General features: G+C 65.5%; 11 protein-coding genes and 1 pseudogene. 7 read left to right on the top strand and 5 right to left on the bottom strand.

The window, feature by feature from the left end; genetic code table 11:
• Positions 1–8 precede the first annotated feature (8 nt).
• The 3 genes from OG285_RS25570 to OG285_RS25560 all read right to left on the bottom strand — a co-directional run bounded on the left by OG285_RS25570 (position 9) and on the right by OG285_RS25560 (position 3,328).
• Positions 9–1,361 (bottom strand): lipase family protein, encoded by a 1,353-nt coding sequence (locus OG285_RS25570; protein WP_371792348.1) that lies wholly within the window; start codon positions 1,359–1,361, stop codon positions 9–11.
• A 143-nt stretch (positions 1,362–1,504) separates the two neighbouring features.
• On the bottom strand, positions 1,505–2,170 hold the full coding sequence (locus tag OG285_RS25565; protein ID WP_371792347.1) for a hypothetical protein: 666 nt from the start codon (positions 2,168–2,170) through the stop codon (positions 1,505–1,507).
• A 300-nt stretch (positions 2,171–2,470) separates the two neighbouring features.
• Positions 2,471–3,328 carry an oxidoreductase gene (locus OG285_RS25560; RefSeq protein ID WP_371792346.1) on the bottom strand — a complete coding sequence of 286 codons (858 nt, stop codon included), beginning with the start codon at positions 3,326–3,328 and terminating at the stop codon, positions 2,471–2,473.
• Between the two features lie 122 nt (positions 3,329–3,450).
• Between OG285_RS25560 and OG285_RS25555 the strand changes: the two genes are divergently transcribed.
• The 4 genes from OG285_RS25555 (at position 3,451) to OG285_RS25540 (ending at position 8,793) form a co-directional block, all read left to right on the top strand.
• Complete coding sequence (locus OG285_RS25555; RefSeq protein WP_356825577.1) at positions 3,451–4,293, top strand: helix-turn-helix transcriptional regulator; 843 nt, start codon at positions 3,451–3,453, stop codon at positions 4,291–4,293.
• A 1,788-nt stretch (positions 4,294–6,081) separates the two neighbouring features.
• On the top strand, positions 6,082–6,882 hold the full coding sequence (locus OG285_RS25550; protein ID WP_371792345.1) for an ABC transporter ATP-binding protein: 801 nt from the start codon (positions 6,082–6,084) through the stop codon (positions 6,880–6,882).
• Entirely contained in the window at positions 6,876–8,171 is a 1,296-nt protein-coding gene (locus tag OG285_RS25545; RefSeq protein WP_371792344.1) for an ABC transporter permease, read from the top strand. The genes OG285_RS25550 and OG285_RS25545 overlap by 7 nt, the downstream gene beginning before the upstream one ends.
• A complete protein-coding gene (locus tag OG285_RS25540) occupies positions 8,119–8,793 on the top strand; it encodes a hypothetical protein (RefSeq protein WP_371792343.1) in 675 nt (224 codons plus the stop codon). Before OG285_RS25545 ends, OG285_RS25540 begins: the two co-directional genes overlap by 53 nt.
• Positions 8,794–11,259: 2,466 nt before the next feature.
• Here the strand turns inward: OG285_RS25540 and OG285_RS25535 are convergent.
• Both OG285_RS25535 and OG285_RS25530 read right to left on the bottom strand, forming a co-directional pair.
• The gene (locus OG285_RS25535) at positions 11,260–12,909 is read right to left on the bottom strand and encodes a hypothetical protein (protein ID WP_371792342.1); all 1,650 of its coding nucleotides are present in this window, start codon (positions 12,907–12,909) and stop codon (positions 11,260–11,262) included.
• Positions 12,910–13,578: 669 nt separating this feature from the next.
• Positions 13,579–13,821 (bottom strand): annotated as a pseudogene (locus OG285_RS25530) (IS5/IS1182 family transposase); the annotation flags it as partial.
• A gap of 126 nt (positions 13,822–13,947) precedes the next feature.
• On the opposite strand from OG285_RS25530, the gene OG285_RS25525 reads away from it, so the two are divergent.
• The 3 genes from OG285_RS25525 to OG285_RS25515 are packed head-to-tail and all read left to right on the top strand — an operon-like array spanning position 13,948 to position 17,553.
• Positions 13,948–14,922, top strand: coding sequence for a serine/threonine protein kinase (locus OG285_RS25525; RefSeq protein ID WP_371792341.1), 975 nt, complete (start codon positions 13,948–13,950; stop codon positions 14,920–14,922).
• A 40-nt stretch (positions 14,923–14,962) separates the two neighbouring features.
• On the top strand, positions 14,963–15,541 hold the full coding sequence (locus OG285_RS25520) for an ABC-three component system middle component 2 (protein WP_371792340.1): 579 nt from the start codon (positions 14,963–14,965) through the stop codon (positions 15,539–15,541).
• The gene (locus tag OG285_RS25515; RefSeq protein WP_371792339.1) at positions 15,538–17,553 is read left to right on the top strand and encodes a DNA recombination protein RecN; all 2,016 of its coding nucleotides are present in this window, start codon (positions 15,538–15,540) and stop codon (positions 17,551–17,553) included. The genes OG285_RS25520 and OG285_RS25515 overlap by 4 nt, the downstream gene beginning before the upstream one ends.
• Positions 17,554–17,882: the final 329 nt, after the last annotated feature.

Here is a 17,882-nt window from a genome sequence, read left to right as displayed (position 1 = left end):
CTCATGCGTCAGTTCCCTGTTGTCGGCACCTCCGGCGCGAGGGAGTTGCCCGCGGGGATCCGGCCGCAGTCCGACGGGGGCACCTTGCCCGCGAACCTGTCATTGAGCCAGCCGAGAGCGGCGGGCGCCCACGGCACGGCGGCCCCGACATGGCTGAGCAGGTCGTACTGCTGGTACTTGATCGAGGTGTTGCCCTTGTCGCAGTACTGCCGGGCCAGCGCGCGCACATCTCCCGCGACCATCACCCCGTCGCCCCTTCCGATGCCCGGGAGGTTGCTGGTGGTGCCCTCCAGCACGCCCCCGCTGCCCTGCACGATGTACCCGGGGGCGTCGGGGGTGGCGGCCGAGCCGAGGTTGAGTTTGTTCACCGCCTCGATGAAGGGGGGCACCGAATTCGGGTTCGCGTACTCCGGCTTCACCATCTGCTTCCACGTCAGTCCGGCGTACTGGCCCAGGGCGTTGGTGATCGACGCGTTCTGGAGCTTCTTGAAGACCTGTGCACCGTAGCTGTTCAGGTAGGGCGTGAAGTCGATGTCGTACGAACGGGCGGCCCCGATGATGGCCATGGGCGCGACCCCGGCCCAGGTGGAGCTGCCGCCTATGTACTTGAGGTTGTGCGCCGGGTCGACGAGCAGCCCGCCTTCGGCGAAGCCCACCAGCCTCTTGTCGACGTCCGGTGCATAGCTCGGCGCGAGCGCGGCCGCCCAGTGGGTGGCGATGGCTCCGCCCGAGTAGCCGGCCAGCCCGACCCGGGTGGCGGAGCTCAGACCGGTCTCCGGGGCCTGGCTCGCGGCCCGGATCGAGTCCAGCGTGTTCGTTCCGTACTCCGGGCCGGCCGCGAAGTCGGCGGTCTGTCCCTCGCTGTCCGGGATGATGACGTTGTAGCCCGCCAGCAGCAGCGGCACCATGAGGAGGGACTCGCCGTTCGCGATCAGGCCGCCGAGGGAGACGTCACCCGCGATCGCCCGCGACGGTGAGTCCGCGGGGTTGAGGGAATCGTAGAACGACTGGTACGACACGGCCTTGCCGCCATCGCCGTTGAGGCTGCGCACGATCGAGGTCACCCCGGCGGACGGGCGGCCCTGGGCGTCGACCGTGCGGAACAGCAGCTGGATCGCTTTGACCGGGGTCGGGATGCCGAGGACGTGGTACTGCAGCGTCCGCGTTTTGAGGACGGCGCCCGGTGCGTACGAGGACAAGGGCTTGCTGCCGTCGTAGGTGTAGAACGAATCTGCCGCCGTCACTGTCGACGAGGCGGACGGGGCGGAAGGGGCGGCCACAGCCGTGGCAGCTGGAACGGCGGTGACGGTCAGAGCAGTGACGACTGCGGTTGCCAGCTTCCCGATGGCGATGCGATGCATGGTTCCCTCGGATTCGTTTCATGGAACACAGCGATGACAGACGCGTGTTACCTAGCGGTAACAGCGACGCAAATTACCAGCAGGTAAGTGACTTGAACAGAGTTGCGGCACGGTCTTCCGGGCTCTGCGGGTGTCGACGGTGTTCACACCGGCGAGGGCAGATGCACCGCGGGCAGCAGCCCCAGTTCGATCTCCCTACGCGGCAGCGAAAGACCGAGATGCTCGCCCACCGCCGCGAACAGCCGCTTCGCCAACTCCTCATCCTCGCCCTCGGGATCCTCGCAGCCGGGGAAGGTGTCCCGCACCGCCCCGGCCCGGCGCACGGCCGCGTCCAGTGCGGCGAACGTCCCGAGCCGGTCCCCGGGCGGGACCGCGGTCTCCAGCAGGCTGTCACCGGGCTCGCCGGAACTCACTTCGCCGGCCGCGTCGACGTGCAACACCCACGGGGACTCGTGCAGGAAGCGGTCCAGGCAGACGAGTTCGTCCCCCTGCTCCACCAAGGTGTCCTGGCCCAGCCGGTCGAGGAAGACGAGGTGCCAGGTGGACCGCTCGACCTCCAGGACATACGTCCACTCCCCGCTCCGGCCGAACATCGCCACGCTGTCGCCCGGGCCTACGCTCCGCCGGCCGAAGTCCTTGAACAGTGGCGGCCGTTCGGCCATGCCGCGGTCGGCGCCGAGGCGCACCACGAAGTCCACCGGGTCCACGCCACGCACCGCCGTGAGGCTGATGTCCGAGAGCATCCCGCCCTTGACGATCGCACCGCTGTACCAGTGCTCGCCGATCCACGCCAAGCCGTTGTCCGTCACCGTGGCGCCCCTTTCCTCGACCTTCGCGCAGACGTTACTGACCTGGGCTCGGCCGGGTGATCCGGCGTGACGCCCGGTCCGCCCATGAGGCCGCTTGAGGCCGCTAGAGACCGCTAGAGACCGCTGCCAGAAACGGACCTACCGCCCCCTGAAGCACCTTTTTGCACAAGGCCGGAGCATCCCCACGGGCGCGGGGTCGACCCCCGGACACCCGGTCGACCCGGGTTCGACGGATTCTCCCCTCTCGGCCTCTCGCCGCCCACGGCAGGCAGTAGCTTTCCTCAGCGATATGGAGCCCTGTCATCCCTTCTCGTCGGTCTGCGGGAAGTCGGTGGAGAGAGTGAGGTCCTTCCAGGTGTCGAGGTCGTGGTCGACAGCCGCCCGCCCGGCGCGGACCAGGCGCAGGGCGTCGGAGCCGAGGACCAGGTGGGCGGGCGGATCGGGTGCGTCGAGGACGCGCAGGAGAGCGCCGGCGGCGCGGGCCGGGTCACCGGGCTGTCGTCCATCGGCCTCCTTGCGGGCAGCGCGGATGGGTTCGAAGAGGTCGTCGTAATCGGGGATGGTGCGCGGTGCGCGGATCATCGAGCGTCCGGCCCAGTCGGTACGGAAGGAGCCCGGCTCGATGGCGGTGACGTGGATGCCGAAGGCGGCGACTTCTTTGCCGATGGCTTCGAGGATGCCTTCGAGCGCGTATTTGCTGCCGCAGTAGGCGGAGACGCCGGGGAAGCCGGCCAGACCGCCCATGGAGGTGACGGCCAGGATGTGCCCGCGGCGCCGTCGGCGCATGAAGGGCAGAACGGCCCGGATGGTGGCTGCGGCGCCGAAGACGTTGACGTCGAACTGGGCGCGCAGGTCGGCCAGGGAGGTTTCCTCGAAGGTCCCTTCCAAGCCGTAGCCCGCGTTCGCGATCAGCACGTCGACGGGGCCGATGGCCTCCTCCACCTCTCCCGTCACGGTGAACACGGCTTCGTCGTCGGTCACATCGAGGATGCGGGCGTGCGCGCGTGCCGGGTGCAGGGCGGTGAAGGACGCCGCGTCGGCGCCGTTGCGGACGGTGCCGACGACGGTGTGGCCGGCCTCCAGGGCGGCGGTGGCGAAGGCTCGGCCGAGGCCGCCGCTGACGCCTGTGATCAGCAAGGTCTTGGTTGTGTGTGTCATGCCTGGTCCTCCTTGGTGTCTTCGGGCAAGCCTGTGCCGCGGCCGAGTCGGGAGAAAGGACAGGCTGTGCCGGGGTACGGCATGCCCAGGCACACCACCAGGAGGCGGCTTAGCCTGGACGGGTGACCAGCAACGATCTCGGAGATTTCCTGCGCGCCCACCGTGCACGCCTGCAACCCCGTGACGTCGGCCTCCCCTCCTACGGCGCCCGCCGGGTGGCGGGGCTGCGACGGGAGGAGGTCGCCGTCCTGGCCGGCATGAACAGCGACTACTACGCCCGGCTGGAACAGGGCCGCGAGCGCAGCCCCTCCCCGCAGATCCTCGACGCGATCAGTGGCGCCCTGCACATGGACGACGCGGCGCGCGAGCACCTGTACCGGCTGGCGGGCGCGGGACGGGACGGCAACCGGGACCTGCCGAGGGAAGCGGTCGGTACACCGCTGAAGCAACTCCTCGACGGCTATACGGACGCCCCGGCGTTCGTCCTGAACCCGGCGAAGGACTTCCTGGCGGCCAACGCCCTGGCCGAAGCGCTGTTCTCCCCGTTCGAAGCAGTGGACAACCTCGCCCGCATGACGTTCCTCGACCCAGCGGCACGGGGATTCTTCACACGCTGGGACAGATCGGCCGAGGCGGTCGTCGCCGGGCTGCGCCACGCCACGGGCCTCGGCCCCCACTACCCGCGTCTGTACGAGCTGATCGACTTCCTGACCGGGGCGAGCGAGGACTTCGCCGCGCTCTGGGCATCACACACCGTCTACGGAAAGACCCAGGACGCCAAGGAACTCGACCACCCCGACGTCGGGCCCCTCTCGCTCACCTACCAGTCCTTCGATGTCCGCGGGGCGCCGGGACAGCTGCTGGTGATCTACCACGCCGAACCGGAAAGCGCCGATGCCCAGGCACTCACTCTGCTCGGCAGCCTGCACGCCACCCGCCACGGGCAGTCCACCGGAGAACGGTAGTCACGGCGAGCCCCGCTCCGGGAGCAGCTGCGCGAGCGCGCAGCAGAGACCGGGAGCCGGTCCGGGCGCAGAACCTCAACGACTGCTACCCGCAGGAGCAGCAGCCGTACTCCTCCGCTCACGCGCTTCACGGCCGCCCGCGCCGAGGACTCCGGCTTGGACTGTTGGATGCTGCCGACAGGTCCCCCTGCGAGGCCGCGCGCAGACCCGCTCGCCGGCTTCGAACAAGCGTCAGAAGGCGGCCTGGTGGCCACTTCGTTTCCTGAGCCGTCGCCGTGTCCCCTGTGTGTCCCCTGGATCTTGGTCCGGACGTGTGAAGGGGGCCCGCCACACTGGTGTGGCGGGCCCCCTTCTTACGTCTCCGCAGGTAGAAACGGTTCTTCTACCCGGGCTTTCGTGGGGCGGGTGGGACTCGAACCTAAACCGGTGACGCCTCTCACCTGCGAAGATGCCGAAGGAACGGACATAAACACCCACTTCCATCCGGCTACAACCTCCTCGATCCCACTCGATCGGGATCGGTTAGGCGTTCGCCACACCAGTTTCTCTCCGCCCAGCACGACCGCTGCCCCGAGCGGTAAGGCAGGCTCGGCGCCAGGGCCACAGATCACCTCTGCGCCGCAACGGCATTATTCGCGAGCCTCTTTCCGCACCATTACTCGCGGCGGGCGCGATGACCCTCCGTAGCGGGAGACCATCCGGCGGAAGCAGCCGTACGCGCACCGGTTTGCGCCTCCGCCCTACGCCTGACCAGGACCACGCCGGGGACGACGAAAACTGGACAAAACAGCATGACCACCGGAGTATCCCCGGAGCCGCGGCGCCGACGCTTCCAGGGTCAGCCCCACTGTCCGCGGGCGCGGGGTCGACCCGCGTACGGAGTCCTGTCCGCCCTTGGTGCAGGGACTATCCCCGCGGGCACGGGGTCAACTCGCCGAGCATGAAGTTACCCGGGGCCGCGTACGGACCATCCCCGCGGGCGCGGGGTCAACCATCGGCAGCTCTCCCACCACGCGCCTCCCGGCGGTCCATCCCCGCGGGCGCGGGGCATCGATCACCTGGCCAGTCTCGCCCCGCTCCTCTTCCGCTGACCTCTGCAGCGCCCGGTCGGCGCCCCCGGCCGGGCGCACCTCGTACGATCCGGAAACCATGCCCATGCCCGGTCCGACTCATCCGGACCAACACCATTGGCACAAACGACCCGAAACTCTGAAAAACAAAGTGCGCACCCCAACGATTTCGTTAATTATTCATCTAATTACGGCCCAGGCAAGTTCATCACCAGATCACAAACCCATATTCCACGGCCGCAGAACATGTTAGATTCCTGGTGCCGATGTCGAGGGGTGATCACATCAACCCTTGACCTTCTATCCCCAGGGGGGGAATGACTTCCTTTCTGCACCGAATAACTGCCACAAAGGCCGCGAAGGTCGGTTGCGTTGCCGCTTTGGCGGCTGTGTCTATCGGCCTTACGGTTCCGACAGCCAGCGCCAGTAACGAAAGCAGCTGGAGCGCCGGCTGCCGGGGCTACTGGTACACAACGTCCGGCCACGGCTACTGCAAAGATGCAACGGCCGCTCCGGACGGATACTGGGCGGACTACGATTGCAGTGCCGAGGTCGACACACAGAACTATAAGGTAGTGCCTTTCGGATTCGTGGGTTCGTTCAATTCTCACGAATGCACGTTCAAGATCAACAAGACTCACGTCCACTTGTGAGCAACAAGTAGTCTGCCGGTAGTTTAAGAGCACCATGGTGGGCCCACTGAAACGGTGGGCCCACCATGCATTTCCAGGGAATTCTCTTTATGCCGATTTCTTCCGTCGCTCGATTTACGGCGCTCACCCAGGGGTATGGTGGCCGACACATAATCGAAGATCTAAACCTATCCATCTATCCAGGTGTCACTGGATTGTTGGGCCCCAACGGAGCAGGCAAGACCACGCTGTTCCGCACTCTCGCCACGATTGCGCCACCGCAGAGCGGAGAACTGGAGCTCTTCGGTAAGTCCGTCATCAACGAACGGGACGTCCGGAAAGTCCGTCGTCGGATCGGTTACCTGCCTCAAGACTTCGGCTATTACCCAGCGTTCTCCATCACCGATTTCGTCCGTTACTGTGCCTGGTTGCGTGAGGTTCCGCCCAAGGAGGCCGAATCCGCGACAGCAGAGGCTCTGGCTGCCGTCGGACTAGCCGACCGAGCCCGCGACCGCATGAAGTCACTGTCTGGCGGGATGCTTCGCCGTGCCGGGATCGCTGCAGCCATCGTGGGTTCCCCTTCCCTGCTCCTCCTCGATGAGCCCACAGTCGGCCTTGACCCTGCGCAGCGCCTCGACTTTCGTGACCTCATTCGTTCCCTCGCGCGCGGGGGAGCTGCCATCGTGCTCAGTACACACCTGGTGGAAGACGTAGGCGCTGCCTGTGACGCTGTCCTTGTACTGAGCGATGGCCAGGTAGTTCACAGCGGTACTCCACAGCAACTGGCGGAAGCGTCCACACCGTCAGCTCCGGGAGACAGCCCGCTGGAGCGCGGCTACATGACCGTTCTGGGTAACAGTCGGCCGACAGAGGGAAGCACATGCTGAAGGCCTACCGCATCGAGCTGCGGCGATCCCCTCTTCTCACCGCCTTTCCAGTGATGGTCGCGGTGGACCTGCTGGTGCTGTTCGGGCGGTCACAGTACTGGATCGGCGTGTGGCCTGAGGCGAGTGTGGCGGCGCAGATCGTCACACTCTTCCTGGGGCCCATCCTCGCTGGCGTTTCCGCCTGGCAGGCTGGACGTTCCTCTCGGGCGAGAGTCCCCGAGTTCCTACTGGCAGCTGCCCGGCCCGGCTGGCGGATCGAGGCCACAAGGCTGGCTGCCACTCTCACGCTCGGGTTCGTTGCGTATGGGGTCGGGTGCCTTACCGCCGCCGCTGTCTCGCTTCACGATGCAGGGCCAGGCTTTTTGTGGCCGTCCTACCTGCTGTTGGGAGCCGCGACCCTGATCATGTTTGCATCCGTGGGACATCTGGCCGGCCGGTGGTGGCCATCGGCCGGATTCACCCCCATCGTCTGTGCGCTGGGCTGCTTCATCAGCATGCTGGCGCTGCCGTTCAGATTCGAAGTCCTTGCAGGGCCTCCGGACACACACCTGCAGGTGCAGCCGACCGTCGTTCGTATGCTTTTCGCTCTCGCTCTCGTGGTCCTGGCAGTCACGGCACCACCGCGGAGGAGAAGGGCCGAGCGTGAAACACCTTTCCGGCGGTCATCGTGGCACATCAAGGGTGCTGCTGTCGGGGCACTGGTCTGCTCTCTTACCGCATTGTTCGCGATTCCGGCTGCCGGCGAACTGAGCGCGGACCGTCCAGCCTCTGCAACTGCGCCGCTGTGTGATCGTGTTAACGAAAGCACCTCGCGGGTGTGTGTATGGCCTGAGCACCGAAAGTACCTGCCAGATTTGACCCGAATGGTTCAGCGCCTTGGCGAGACCGGCCAGCATCAATTCAAAGCGCCCGACACATTTTATGAGTACGGGCTGCGGCGTATCGCACTGGGAGACCGAGGGTTCGATATCGCTGAAGGACATGTACGCACTGCGGCGATAGCCATGGCTGATCAGGTGTTCACCGAGTCGTTCGGGCTATGTCGCCCTCCTGCCAACGAGCGCCAAGCGTTGATGGCCATAGATAATATCCATCTATGGCTCGAATACCGGGCTATGGGCGAGGACCCGGCGGTTGCCGATAAGGGTCTCCACCAAGAAGGTGTCTCTGCCGCGCAGCGTGAAGCTACCAAGGCCGCCCGAATGTCTTCTGCTGATCAGCGGAAATGGGTCTCGCATGAGCGTAGCCATCTTCGCGAGAACTGGTGCAATCCTGATGAACGGCCCTGAACTACTCCGCTATGCAAGAGTCCACCGGGGCGGTGCCGTCCTAGCTGGAACAGCCTTCGTTGCCCTTCTATCAGCATTTTTCGGTGGTGTCCATATCTCGCTTCCCTCCATCGGTAGCGGGGGAGTCACCACAGGTGTGCCCTACCGGCATGAGCTTCCACTTCTGTCGGCCGTTTTCCTCACCGCGACCCTCGACGGAGCGCTATCGGCACATGAAGAAATGGGCACACCCACGATGTACCGATTTCGAGCCGCATACTGCATCTCCCTCACTCTGACAGCGTGCGCCTTCTCCTTTGGTGCTGAGGCACTCGCCGTCAGACCGGCGGACGGGGTGGTCTTCGTTCGCTCCATCTTGATCTGGCTTGGCCTCTCGCTGCTGTCTGTCAGGTTGCTGGGACAGCAACTTAGCTGGGCTATCCCCCTGGCTTCGACCCTCTTCCTGATCTGGTACCCCCTCTACTGGTGGGACTGGACGGCGAGTTCTCCCAGCGATCTCTTCAGTTGGGCAGCTGCCGCCATAGCTCTGAGTATTGGAGTTGGTGCGACCGCAACAACTCCCTGGCGAAGGAAAGTCTGGCTCCGCAGAAGAAAGCCTCCAGTGAAAGCAACATCTGTGTGAGAGCGGCCCCAGACCTGATCCGGCGAACGAGACGGGCTGCACATAGCCGCCGCGGAGGCCGGACGCTCGTCTTTTTCGGGCCGGCTACCCGTGGCAGGGCTCCCGCTTCAGCCGTTTCCAGCAGGCCGGTGATCTGCTCTACCCTGCCGTCGCCACCTACGTGTTGGCCGCGATCCACGGCATCGACTGGGAGCCGAGAGCCCGTGACTACCTCACAGCACCTGTACTACTACTACGACCTGTGGGCCGAGGGGTACGACCTCACGGCGTGACTCCGGGCCCGCCCGGCGGCTGCATGGGACGCAAGCTGTACGGCCGCCCAGGATCACGGCCAACTGTCCCAACTCCGGAAGGCCACGTTCGTGAACATCTGCACCGCTCGACTCCGCACGCTGCGCCCCGGCCCTACGATCGCCGCCGTCGCGCTGCTCCTGACCGGCTGTTCCTCCGGCGAGGAGTGCACGCCCGCGTGCCGCACCGTGCACTCCGAGGGCGGCGTCCTGGTCCCGTCCGGGCGGCGCCCGCCCCTGCGTCGTCCACGGAACCGGCAGCGGTGCACACCGCCCGGTCGGCCGGGGCGCGGCGGGGCCGGGCGCCCCGGCCGTCGACGCTGCAAACCACAACCAGACGAAGCCGAATGCGCCCGCTATGAAGGCCCCGGCCCTGGCGGTCAAGGCGGCCCGCGGTAAAGGCGTCTTCCTTGGTGAAGACCCGGTAGGACGCAGCCCTACTAGGCGTTCGCCACACCAGTTCGCCTCCACCAAAAACACCCTCCGCATCGAAGGTCGATGAGGAATTAGCACCCAGGGCCACGGATGACCTCTGCGCAACGACGGGATTCGTGTGCCGCCAGCCTGACCCTTACTCACGGCGTGCGTGACCGTCCGTAGCAGAAGGCCGAACGACGGACGCCCTGGTTTCGGCCTTGTCGTCGCCGCCGGACAGCCCATGACCGAACGGGGCATCCCCGCGGGCGCGGGGGCAACTGAGTCAGGCCGTTGGGGCGCTCCGCGTGCAGCGGACCATCCCCGCGGGCGCGGGGTCAACACTTCTTGACCTGGAGCGTTGTCCGGCGGCGGGGCCATTTTCATTCACTCAGAATATTGCGGCCCCCACCGCACCACACGCTGCCTTGATCACACTCCCGACGATCCATCAGGCCAACACCCCCGACGCCGCGGGGCCGACCGCGAGAAGTGTCACTCGTCGGGACGGATCGATGATCTCAGGACGGCATGACACGGGTGGCGAGTTCGCAAATTCTCGTCACCGGCTGCGGCCCCCCTTCCGGTGATGATGTCGCCTGTGATGTCAAGGTCGCCTGTGCTCCGCAAGCTGCACAGCCTGACCCGGACGACGGCCAGCACGCTCAGCGCCCCGGCGATGAGTGAATGCGCGAGAGCGTTCAAAACAACTGTTCCCTGCGGTGAGACGTAGGCCCCGGGTGCGGCGCGCACCAGGTGCGCCGCCACATCGCACCCAGGCAAATAAGAGCCCGCCACGCCGGCCTCGCCGATGCAGACGGTGTCTCCTGCCTGACCGGACACAGCAGGGACAGCGGGGATGTCATGCAATGTGGTGGGCCGGGGCGGAGCGCGAAGCCTCCCTCGACGGCCGTGGGACCCTTCAGTGACGCTCCCACCAGGGCGTCGCTGCAAAAGGCCTGGTCAAAGTTATACAGAGCTCGTCTGCGATGCGCGGGGACCCACGTTCGCCGCACCTTCGTGCGGCGAACGCTGCACGCAAAACAGCCCCCGAAAAGCGCGTTTCCCCAGGTCAGAACGACTCTGCCTGGGGATACTCGGTGAGGCGGGTGGGACTCGAACCCAAAGGCGTGACGCCCCTCACCTGCAACGATGCCGAAACAACGGACATAGCCACCCGTTTCCATCCGACTACGTCCCTCTCGATCCGGCTCGCGCGGGGGTCGGTTAGGCGTTCGCCACACCACTCCGCCCCCCCTTGGCCGGCGGCGCCGCCACCCCCTAGCGGAGCCTCATGATGCCCAGTCGCCTGACAGCGCCAGCCGTCTCACGATCAGCCCTATCAGCTCCCTCACCGCCAGAGCCATCCTTGGCAGTGACTACTCTCCGTTGTGGAGCCTTGCCGGGTGAGGGCACGCCTGTGTAGTCACGGATGACGTGGTTGCCCCCTGCTGCGATCAAGGTGGCGACTCTCACGGCAACGTCCGCGTCTGCTGCTCGTCGTTATGCCGAACGGACGGGGGCCAGCCGGCCCCTTCTCGGCATGTGGATGAGAATCCGTTGGATCCCAGTGAGAATGCCCAGTACTGCGAAGCCAGTGCCAGCAGGCAGGCGACCAAGAGAAACCGGACACAAAGAGTCTTTCCGGCCAGTGGCCCAACAGATGACGTCCCCGCCCGGACCTGGGCGGGGACTTTTGCTAACTGGCCGCGATCAGTCGCCCGGCGCCACCGGGACTCGGGCCCTCGGGCACTCTGACTGCTCAGCACTGTGGCACGGTCACAGGCACCAGTTTCCCGTCGCCAAGGTGGAGCCATCCTCTGCCTGGCGTGATCGGCCTTCCCACGATGGAGCCACTGACCTTGGCGCCGACCAGGTCGCCCGCATATCGGGCCTGTGGAGACAGAAGCAGTCCACGATGCGCGTTCCTAGCTCGTCGTGACCAGCGGAAGCCGCTCCTGAGTTCCTCCTCGTCCCCGCCGAGAACCAATGCAGTCCCGTCCGCGAAACCCTGTTGAAGTATCGCTTCCAGCAGACGCCTGGCGCCACACCCCTCCAGGCGATCCGCATCGTCCATCACGACGACGACCGGTTCCTCGCAGGACGCTTCCGCCAAGACAGCTGCGAGCTCGTCATGTCCCACGTCCTCCTGGTCGAAACAGGCAAGGACTCCGTTTCGGGAGGCCAGCTCTCGCAATGGACACGGCTTCGGTGCAACCAACACGACGCGTGTACCGGCTTCGAGGAGCGAACAGGCGATGGTGGCCAAAGTCGTGGATCGTCCCGAACCAGCCGGGCCGGCCACGGTGAAGGCCGGAACAGTCCCACGGGACAGATCGGGCCCGTAGGGCGCCAGAACGTCTCCCCCGACGCCGACAAGCGCCCACAGTTTGGAGGCCGTCGGGTCACGCAACGACCATGCCTCGTCGAAGCTGATCTGTTGAGGCAAGTCCTCGCAACGTCTCTCCACTTCCAGCGCGTCGTGGGCCGCTTCCCACAGGCCCAGGAGCAGCACATGGTCTTCCAGCATCGGGTTGAACGCGTGGGAGAAAGCGACGATTGCCTCGCGGCTGGGCAACTCGTCGTGGGTATACCAGCGGATCCAGGAGCTGGCCGGGATCCCCGTTTGGTTCTCCAGGTCTGTGAAGGACCACTTGCGCTTGACACGTTGCTCGTCGAGGCGCCGGTGCAACGTGACCAGTTCTAGGCGCGCTGGAGAGTACTCAACCTCGAACTCTCTGCTCTTCGTGCCGTAGAAGGTCGCGTTGGCGGGCCGCTGTTCCTCTGCGGCATCAGCCAGCTTGGAGAAACCAGGACTGCGGCGGACGACCCCCAGGAAGACTCTCAGTGCATCCTTGTCATCCCAAAGCGCTTGCGCCGCGTTGATGATCAAGCCCTTCAAAGACTCCTGGGCGTAGTTGAACTCCGCGGCTTGGTTTGCGTCCGCGTGTGAGCCCTTCGCGCCAGATTCTCCTCGCTCTTCCTCAACGCTGGGTTCCGTCGCCTCCTGGTCCGGCGCATCCTGGTCGAGTTCGCACTCGACGCCGCCTTCAGCGTCTGCCTGTGGGCCCACTGATGCCTGAGCAACCGTCTCCGTCACAGCCTGCTTCCACAGGCTCTTGAAGCGATTGACTTCGCTGGAGACGTCGTCGCATCGGGCGGCTCCGGCCAGAGCGGCAACGATGAGCTCAAGTCGGCCAAGGTCCGGGAGGTCAGGCCGTTGAAAGGCGTTGAGGACCGACTGATGGTTCACGATCCAGTAGTCCTGTGCGTCCCGTCCAATGTGGTTTCTTATCGTTCGAGCCGAAGGAAACCCGGCTTCGAACCTCAACGAGTGGAGCTCATCGTTCAGCTTCTTCAAGCGCGGATGCCCATCCAGGTCCGGCTTCTTCCACGGTTGGGCAACTGCCATCAGTTCCCCCCTCAGTCACGCACTGTCAAAAGGTGTCCAGCAACTCGCTTCTAGTTCCCCATGCTTGGCCGTGAGCATGCATCAGTCATTGTTCCGTCCTGGCTTTCGCTGGCCAGTTCCGTCACGCCTTGTTCTGGATCTGTCAGGCGCTCCTGTGTCGGTCCCACGGTGGCTCCCGAACCCGTTGGCCCCACAGAGAGAAGGTTCTGGTGGACCAGATCAACCGACGCCTCGTAGCCCTCCTGACAATCGGTGTCCTCGTCGCAGTTCTGTCGCTTCTGGCACCCGAAGTCGGGGCTTCCCTATCCGGTGCCGCAACCGTGGTGGCTCTGCTCGCTCAGGTCACGCATCGTAAGTAGCGTCACGGCGGCGCCCAAGCGGCCACCCTGACGACGAAGCGGCGTAGTAAGCGGCCGGCCGGTCGCAACTGAGGCCGACACAAAGTGAAAGGCTTGCGGCTGGTGGAGCAGCCGCAAGCCGGACGCACGAAGCCCCTCACCGTCGACACCTGGCGTGGGCCCTTCGTCGCGCCTGAGCCACCGAAGCTCCCACGAACAGCGCTCCCTTCCTTAGAGCTCGTGACACGATCACGAGCACGCTCTCCTCGCAACGGTGCCTACGCCAAGCAGGCTGGAGAACCCGTAGATATCCGTCAGGCACAGAGCATTGAACGCCGCCGCCTCTCAAGCGGCAGTCACGGTGCAGTTTGTAGCTCTTCATCTGGGCGAAGGCGTGCTCGACGCTGGTCCTGACCTGGCGGTGCGAGGCCTTGGGTTCGCCCTTCCAGCGCGGGAGTTCAGCCCAGCCGGGCTCACGGCGGTGAGGGGTGAGCAAGCCCGTGCCCCGGTAGCCGCCGTCTGCAATCACGGTAGTCCGGCCGACGACGTCCTTCGCTCCGGATAGATCCCATGCCGTATTTGAGATTATGCGCGTTCCACTTCTTGATCAGACGAGTGGCCGTTGGATAGGCTCCACCGATACGGTGTGTGACGCACAGGGAACATCTTGTGTGCAGCCACCGGCCCAGGGGGGTGGGCTGTGTCTGACTCAATAGCCGTGCCGACGGGTGTCCAGCCAATCAGTTTCGACGTGCACGTAGTCCGCGGGGGAGGCCTCGGCGGAGCCCGCGACGACTTCGAAACGATGATCGCTCAGCTTGCCGCCGCAACTACCCCAAACGTACGGTCCGTCGCCGCCAATCCGGGCGACTGGGGTATCGACGCCTTCGCTGGAAACCTCGGCGGGGCGATCACAGTGTGGCAGTCGAAGTACTTCATGCATGTCACCACCAAGAAGCACGTACAGCAGGTCGAAGACTCGCTCGACAACGTGCTGAAGGCAGCCGTTAAGAACGGCCACACCATCGCCAGCTGGATTCTGTGCATCCCTTCCAACATGGACGGCCCAATGACGGCATGGTGGGACACGTGGACGAGGGCGAAGGAGAAGGAGCACGGCCTCGTCATCCAGCTCTGGGACGAGACCGCCCTCCGGAAGAAGCTGCTTAGCCCCGAAGGCGACGACGTGCGTCGCGGCTTCTATGAGACGTACGCTCAGCCCGCCCCTGCCTCCGTGGAGCAGCTTCGGCTGGTACTCGAAGTCGAGGACGACGAGGCAGCCGCCCTTGGCTCCGCCTTGTTCATTCGGCAGATGGCCGAGGCCGGTCATATGGAGCTGGACTCGGCCAAGAGGCAGTTCTTCAATGCCGATCTTGTGGCTCGCGAGATCGCGCACAAGGACGTTCCGGCGGAGGTGGCGGCGCTCAGTTCCGCCGATGCGACGCTCCACGGTCTATGGGAGATGCAGTTCAACGAATGCGCGGCCGAGGACGCGCTTCGGGTTCTCCACTCCCGTGTCTGGCGGGATGTACGCAACGAGCACGACAAACTGCCGAAGTCGCTCCGCCTGGAGCTGGTGCATAGCTGGGGACTGGTCCACCGGCTGGTGGACAACCGCAAGGCGGGCTGGGTCAAACACTGGCGGCAGATCGCCGCCGAGCACTCCGACGGCTGACCGCCGTCGCCTGTCCTGTCCGACCTACGAGGAGTTCGCTGTGGAAGCACACCGGCCGGTGATGATGCCGGAGGACGAGGTGACCTTCCGGCTGGCGCAGCTGCTGCTGCTTCTCGACGCTGTCGCCGGACAGGACGCCAAGGGGGCGAGTCTGGAGCGCATCGGCTACTACGACTTCCTGTCGGCGAATCCCTTCCTCGTCGTCGATTCCGACGGCCGTGAGGGCAATATGCTCCGGCTGGCCGGGTTCGATCCGCAGGTGCTTTCGTACGCGTCCTCCTCGCAGCGCTTCACCAGTCGACGCGAGCGCATCCAGCACGACCTCGGACTGCTCGTGGCTTACGGGTGTTGCGAGGTGCACAACCGCAACGGCGCCTTCGCCTATGCGATCAGCAACCGCGGTCGGGAACTTGGGGCTCGCTTCACCGCCACCTACGCCGCGTCGTTCACCACTGCGGCGTCCATCGTCGTGCGTCGCCTGCGCAAGCTCAGCGACAAGGCGCTGCGGGAACAGACGGCACGGTGGCTGCGGCCGGATGGAGAGGGCGGGCCCGGTGCCGCGCTCCTCAGCGTCCTGGGACCGGGACCGCAGGCACCTGCCATGCCCTGGGAGGGATGACCACCATGCAGCCTCTGCCTGGCATCCGGATCCGGCGCCTGCGCCTTGCTGGCGTCAGCCGGAACTATGACGTCGATTTCACGCAGGACCAGCGGGTGCGGGACCTGTCCGTGGTGGCCGGGGCATTCAGCTCGGGCAAGACCGCGGTGTTGGAGTTCATCGCCTACGGCCTCGGTGGGAAGCGTCATCCACGGCATCTTGAGGTGTTGCGGAAGGTCCGTTCCTGCCTTCTGGAAGTCGAGCTGTCCGGCGAACCGCACGTCATCGAGCGGCCCGTCGGGGAGCCATCGAAGGTCGCCTACGTACGCCGGGGGACGCTGGACAGCCCGCCGCTCTCCAAACCTGAGAGCAGGACCATCGAGCCAGCGGGAGCCCCGGAGAGCCTCTCCGCTCTGCTGCTGGGGCACTGCAAGCTCGAAGGTGTCCAGCTGCGGGAGGCGCCCTCCAGCCGTGAGTCCCGGACCGACCCCCTGAGCATCCGCGACCTCATGAACCTCGCGTTCCTGCCCAACGAGCGCATAGCCTCCAAGAACTTCCTGTTCGAGAACGAGTACATGAAGAAGCACAAGCTGAAGCAGGTGGTCGACGTCGTCTTCGGCGTTCACGACGACCGAGCCGTCGAGCTTGGGCAACGCATCAAGGAACTGGGCGCCCGGCTCACCCAGGCACGCTCCGAACTCGCCGCAGCACGAGTGTTCGTCGACGAGCAGGACGTTCCCACCGTTGGCGCGCTGATCGCTGAGCAATACGAAGGCGAGCTACGGGAGCTGACCGAGCAGCTACGAGCCCTCGACGAGGCAGCGCAAGCCAGCACCACCTTCGCTGGACGTCTGCGCCGCGAACACCAGCAAGCTGCCCAGCGCGCCCGGCGAGCTGCCGGCGTGGTACGTGATTGCGAGACGCAACTCACCCGGATGATGCCCCTGAGGGCGCAGTACGCGGACGACCTCGTCAAGCTCAATATGCTGGCCGAAGCGCAGCGTCTGTTCGACCCACTCAGTGTCACAACCTGCCCCGCGTGCCTAAATCGGCTGCCCGCTCCCCCGTCGGTGGAGAACGGCTCGTGCAGTCTGTGCAGCCACGAGCTGCCCCACAGCGACGGGCACCTGACGCTCGGCACCGCCACGGCCGAACACTCGTCGGATGAAGAGCGGCTGAATATCGCGGCCGAGGTCAGAGCCACCAAGGCCCGTTTGAAGGAGATCACTGCCTACATCGAGGGCCTGGACAGCTCGCTCGCCACGTTGAAGATTCAGGCAGAAGGCGCCGCCATCGACGAAGAACGTGCCGCGGCCGCGGTCGACGAAGCCACTTCGCCCACCGTCACCCCGTTCCTCGCCGCTCGCGACAACCTCCAGCGTCGGCGCGAGGAAGTCCTCCGTCACCTTCAGCATGCCGAGAACGCGACGAAGCTTCAGGCTGGCCTGGAGAAGCGTGCCGCGCTCGTGGAGCGGCAGGAGGCACAGATCGAACGCCTGCGGGAGGAACGCGACCGGCTGGGAGATGCCGCACAGGACCGGGACTTGGTCGTCGGCAGAATCAACGGCCGGTACAGCGAACTCCTGCGGCAGTGGCACTACCCGAAACTCAGCCAGCCGATGATCGACACGAATCTGGTTCCTCACGTACGCGGCGATTCCTACCGCGAGGCATCATCCGGCGCCCGAACACTCCTGACCCTGGCCTGGCAGCTGGCCGCCTTCGAGGTGGCCGTCGAAACATCGGCCGCCCACCCCGGCTTCCTCATGATCGACAGCCCGCAGAAGAACCTGGGCCACGGCGGCACCCGGGACGCGGTAATTGCGGACGCGATCGCCATCGACGACTTCTACCGCCACCTGACCAGCTGGTTGGCTGAACAGGGAGCCGGCGCCCAGGTGATCATCGTCGACAACAGTCCGCCCATGCTCGTAGAGGAGAACGTCGTGGTCAGGTACAGCCGTAGCGAGGACCGGCCCCCCTATGGGCTGATCGACGACGAGACCACTACAGACGAAGGCAACCCTGAATGAGCTCCTCACCCTGCCTAGGCCATTCCCCCGTCCGCGCCTGCGCCTACCGCGGCGTTGGCGATCGGCCGCCAGCGGTCTCAGGGCTCGGCCGCGCCCTGGTAGTGGCCACGTACTGGCGGACGAACACGTCCCGCGTGACCGCCGCCCAGGCATTCCTCACCCTCAGGCGGCTGGACCACCCGAAAGTCCACATGCCGGCCTGCCCCTCTACCAGGTCCTTGACCTTCTTCAAGACCTCCTGAAGGGCTGGACCGGCACCGGCATCACCCAACCTGTGCGCCAGATCCCGAGGTCAACTCGGCCGTGGGACAGTTCATAACCCTCCCACG

The organism is Streptomyces sp. NBC_01471, assembly GCF_041438865.1.
Lineage (GTDB): Bacteria > Actinomycetota > Actinomycetes > Streptomycetales > Streptomycetaceae > Streptomyces.
Note: the sequence above shows the minus strand (reverse complement) of the source record. Positions and strands in the feature narration are given on the sequence as shown.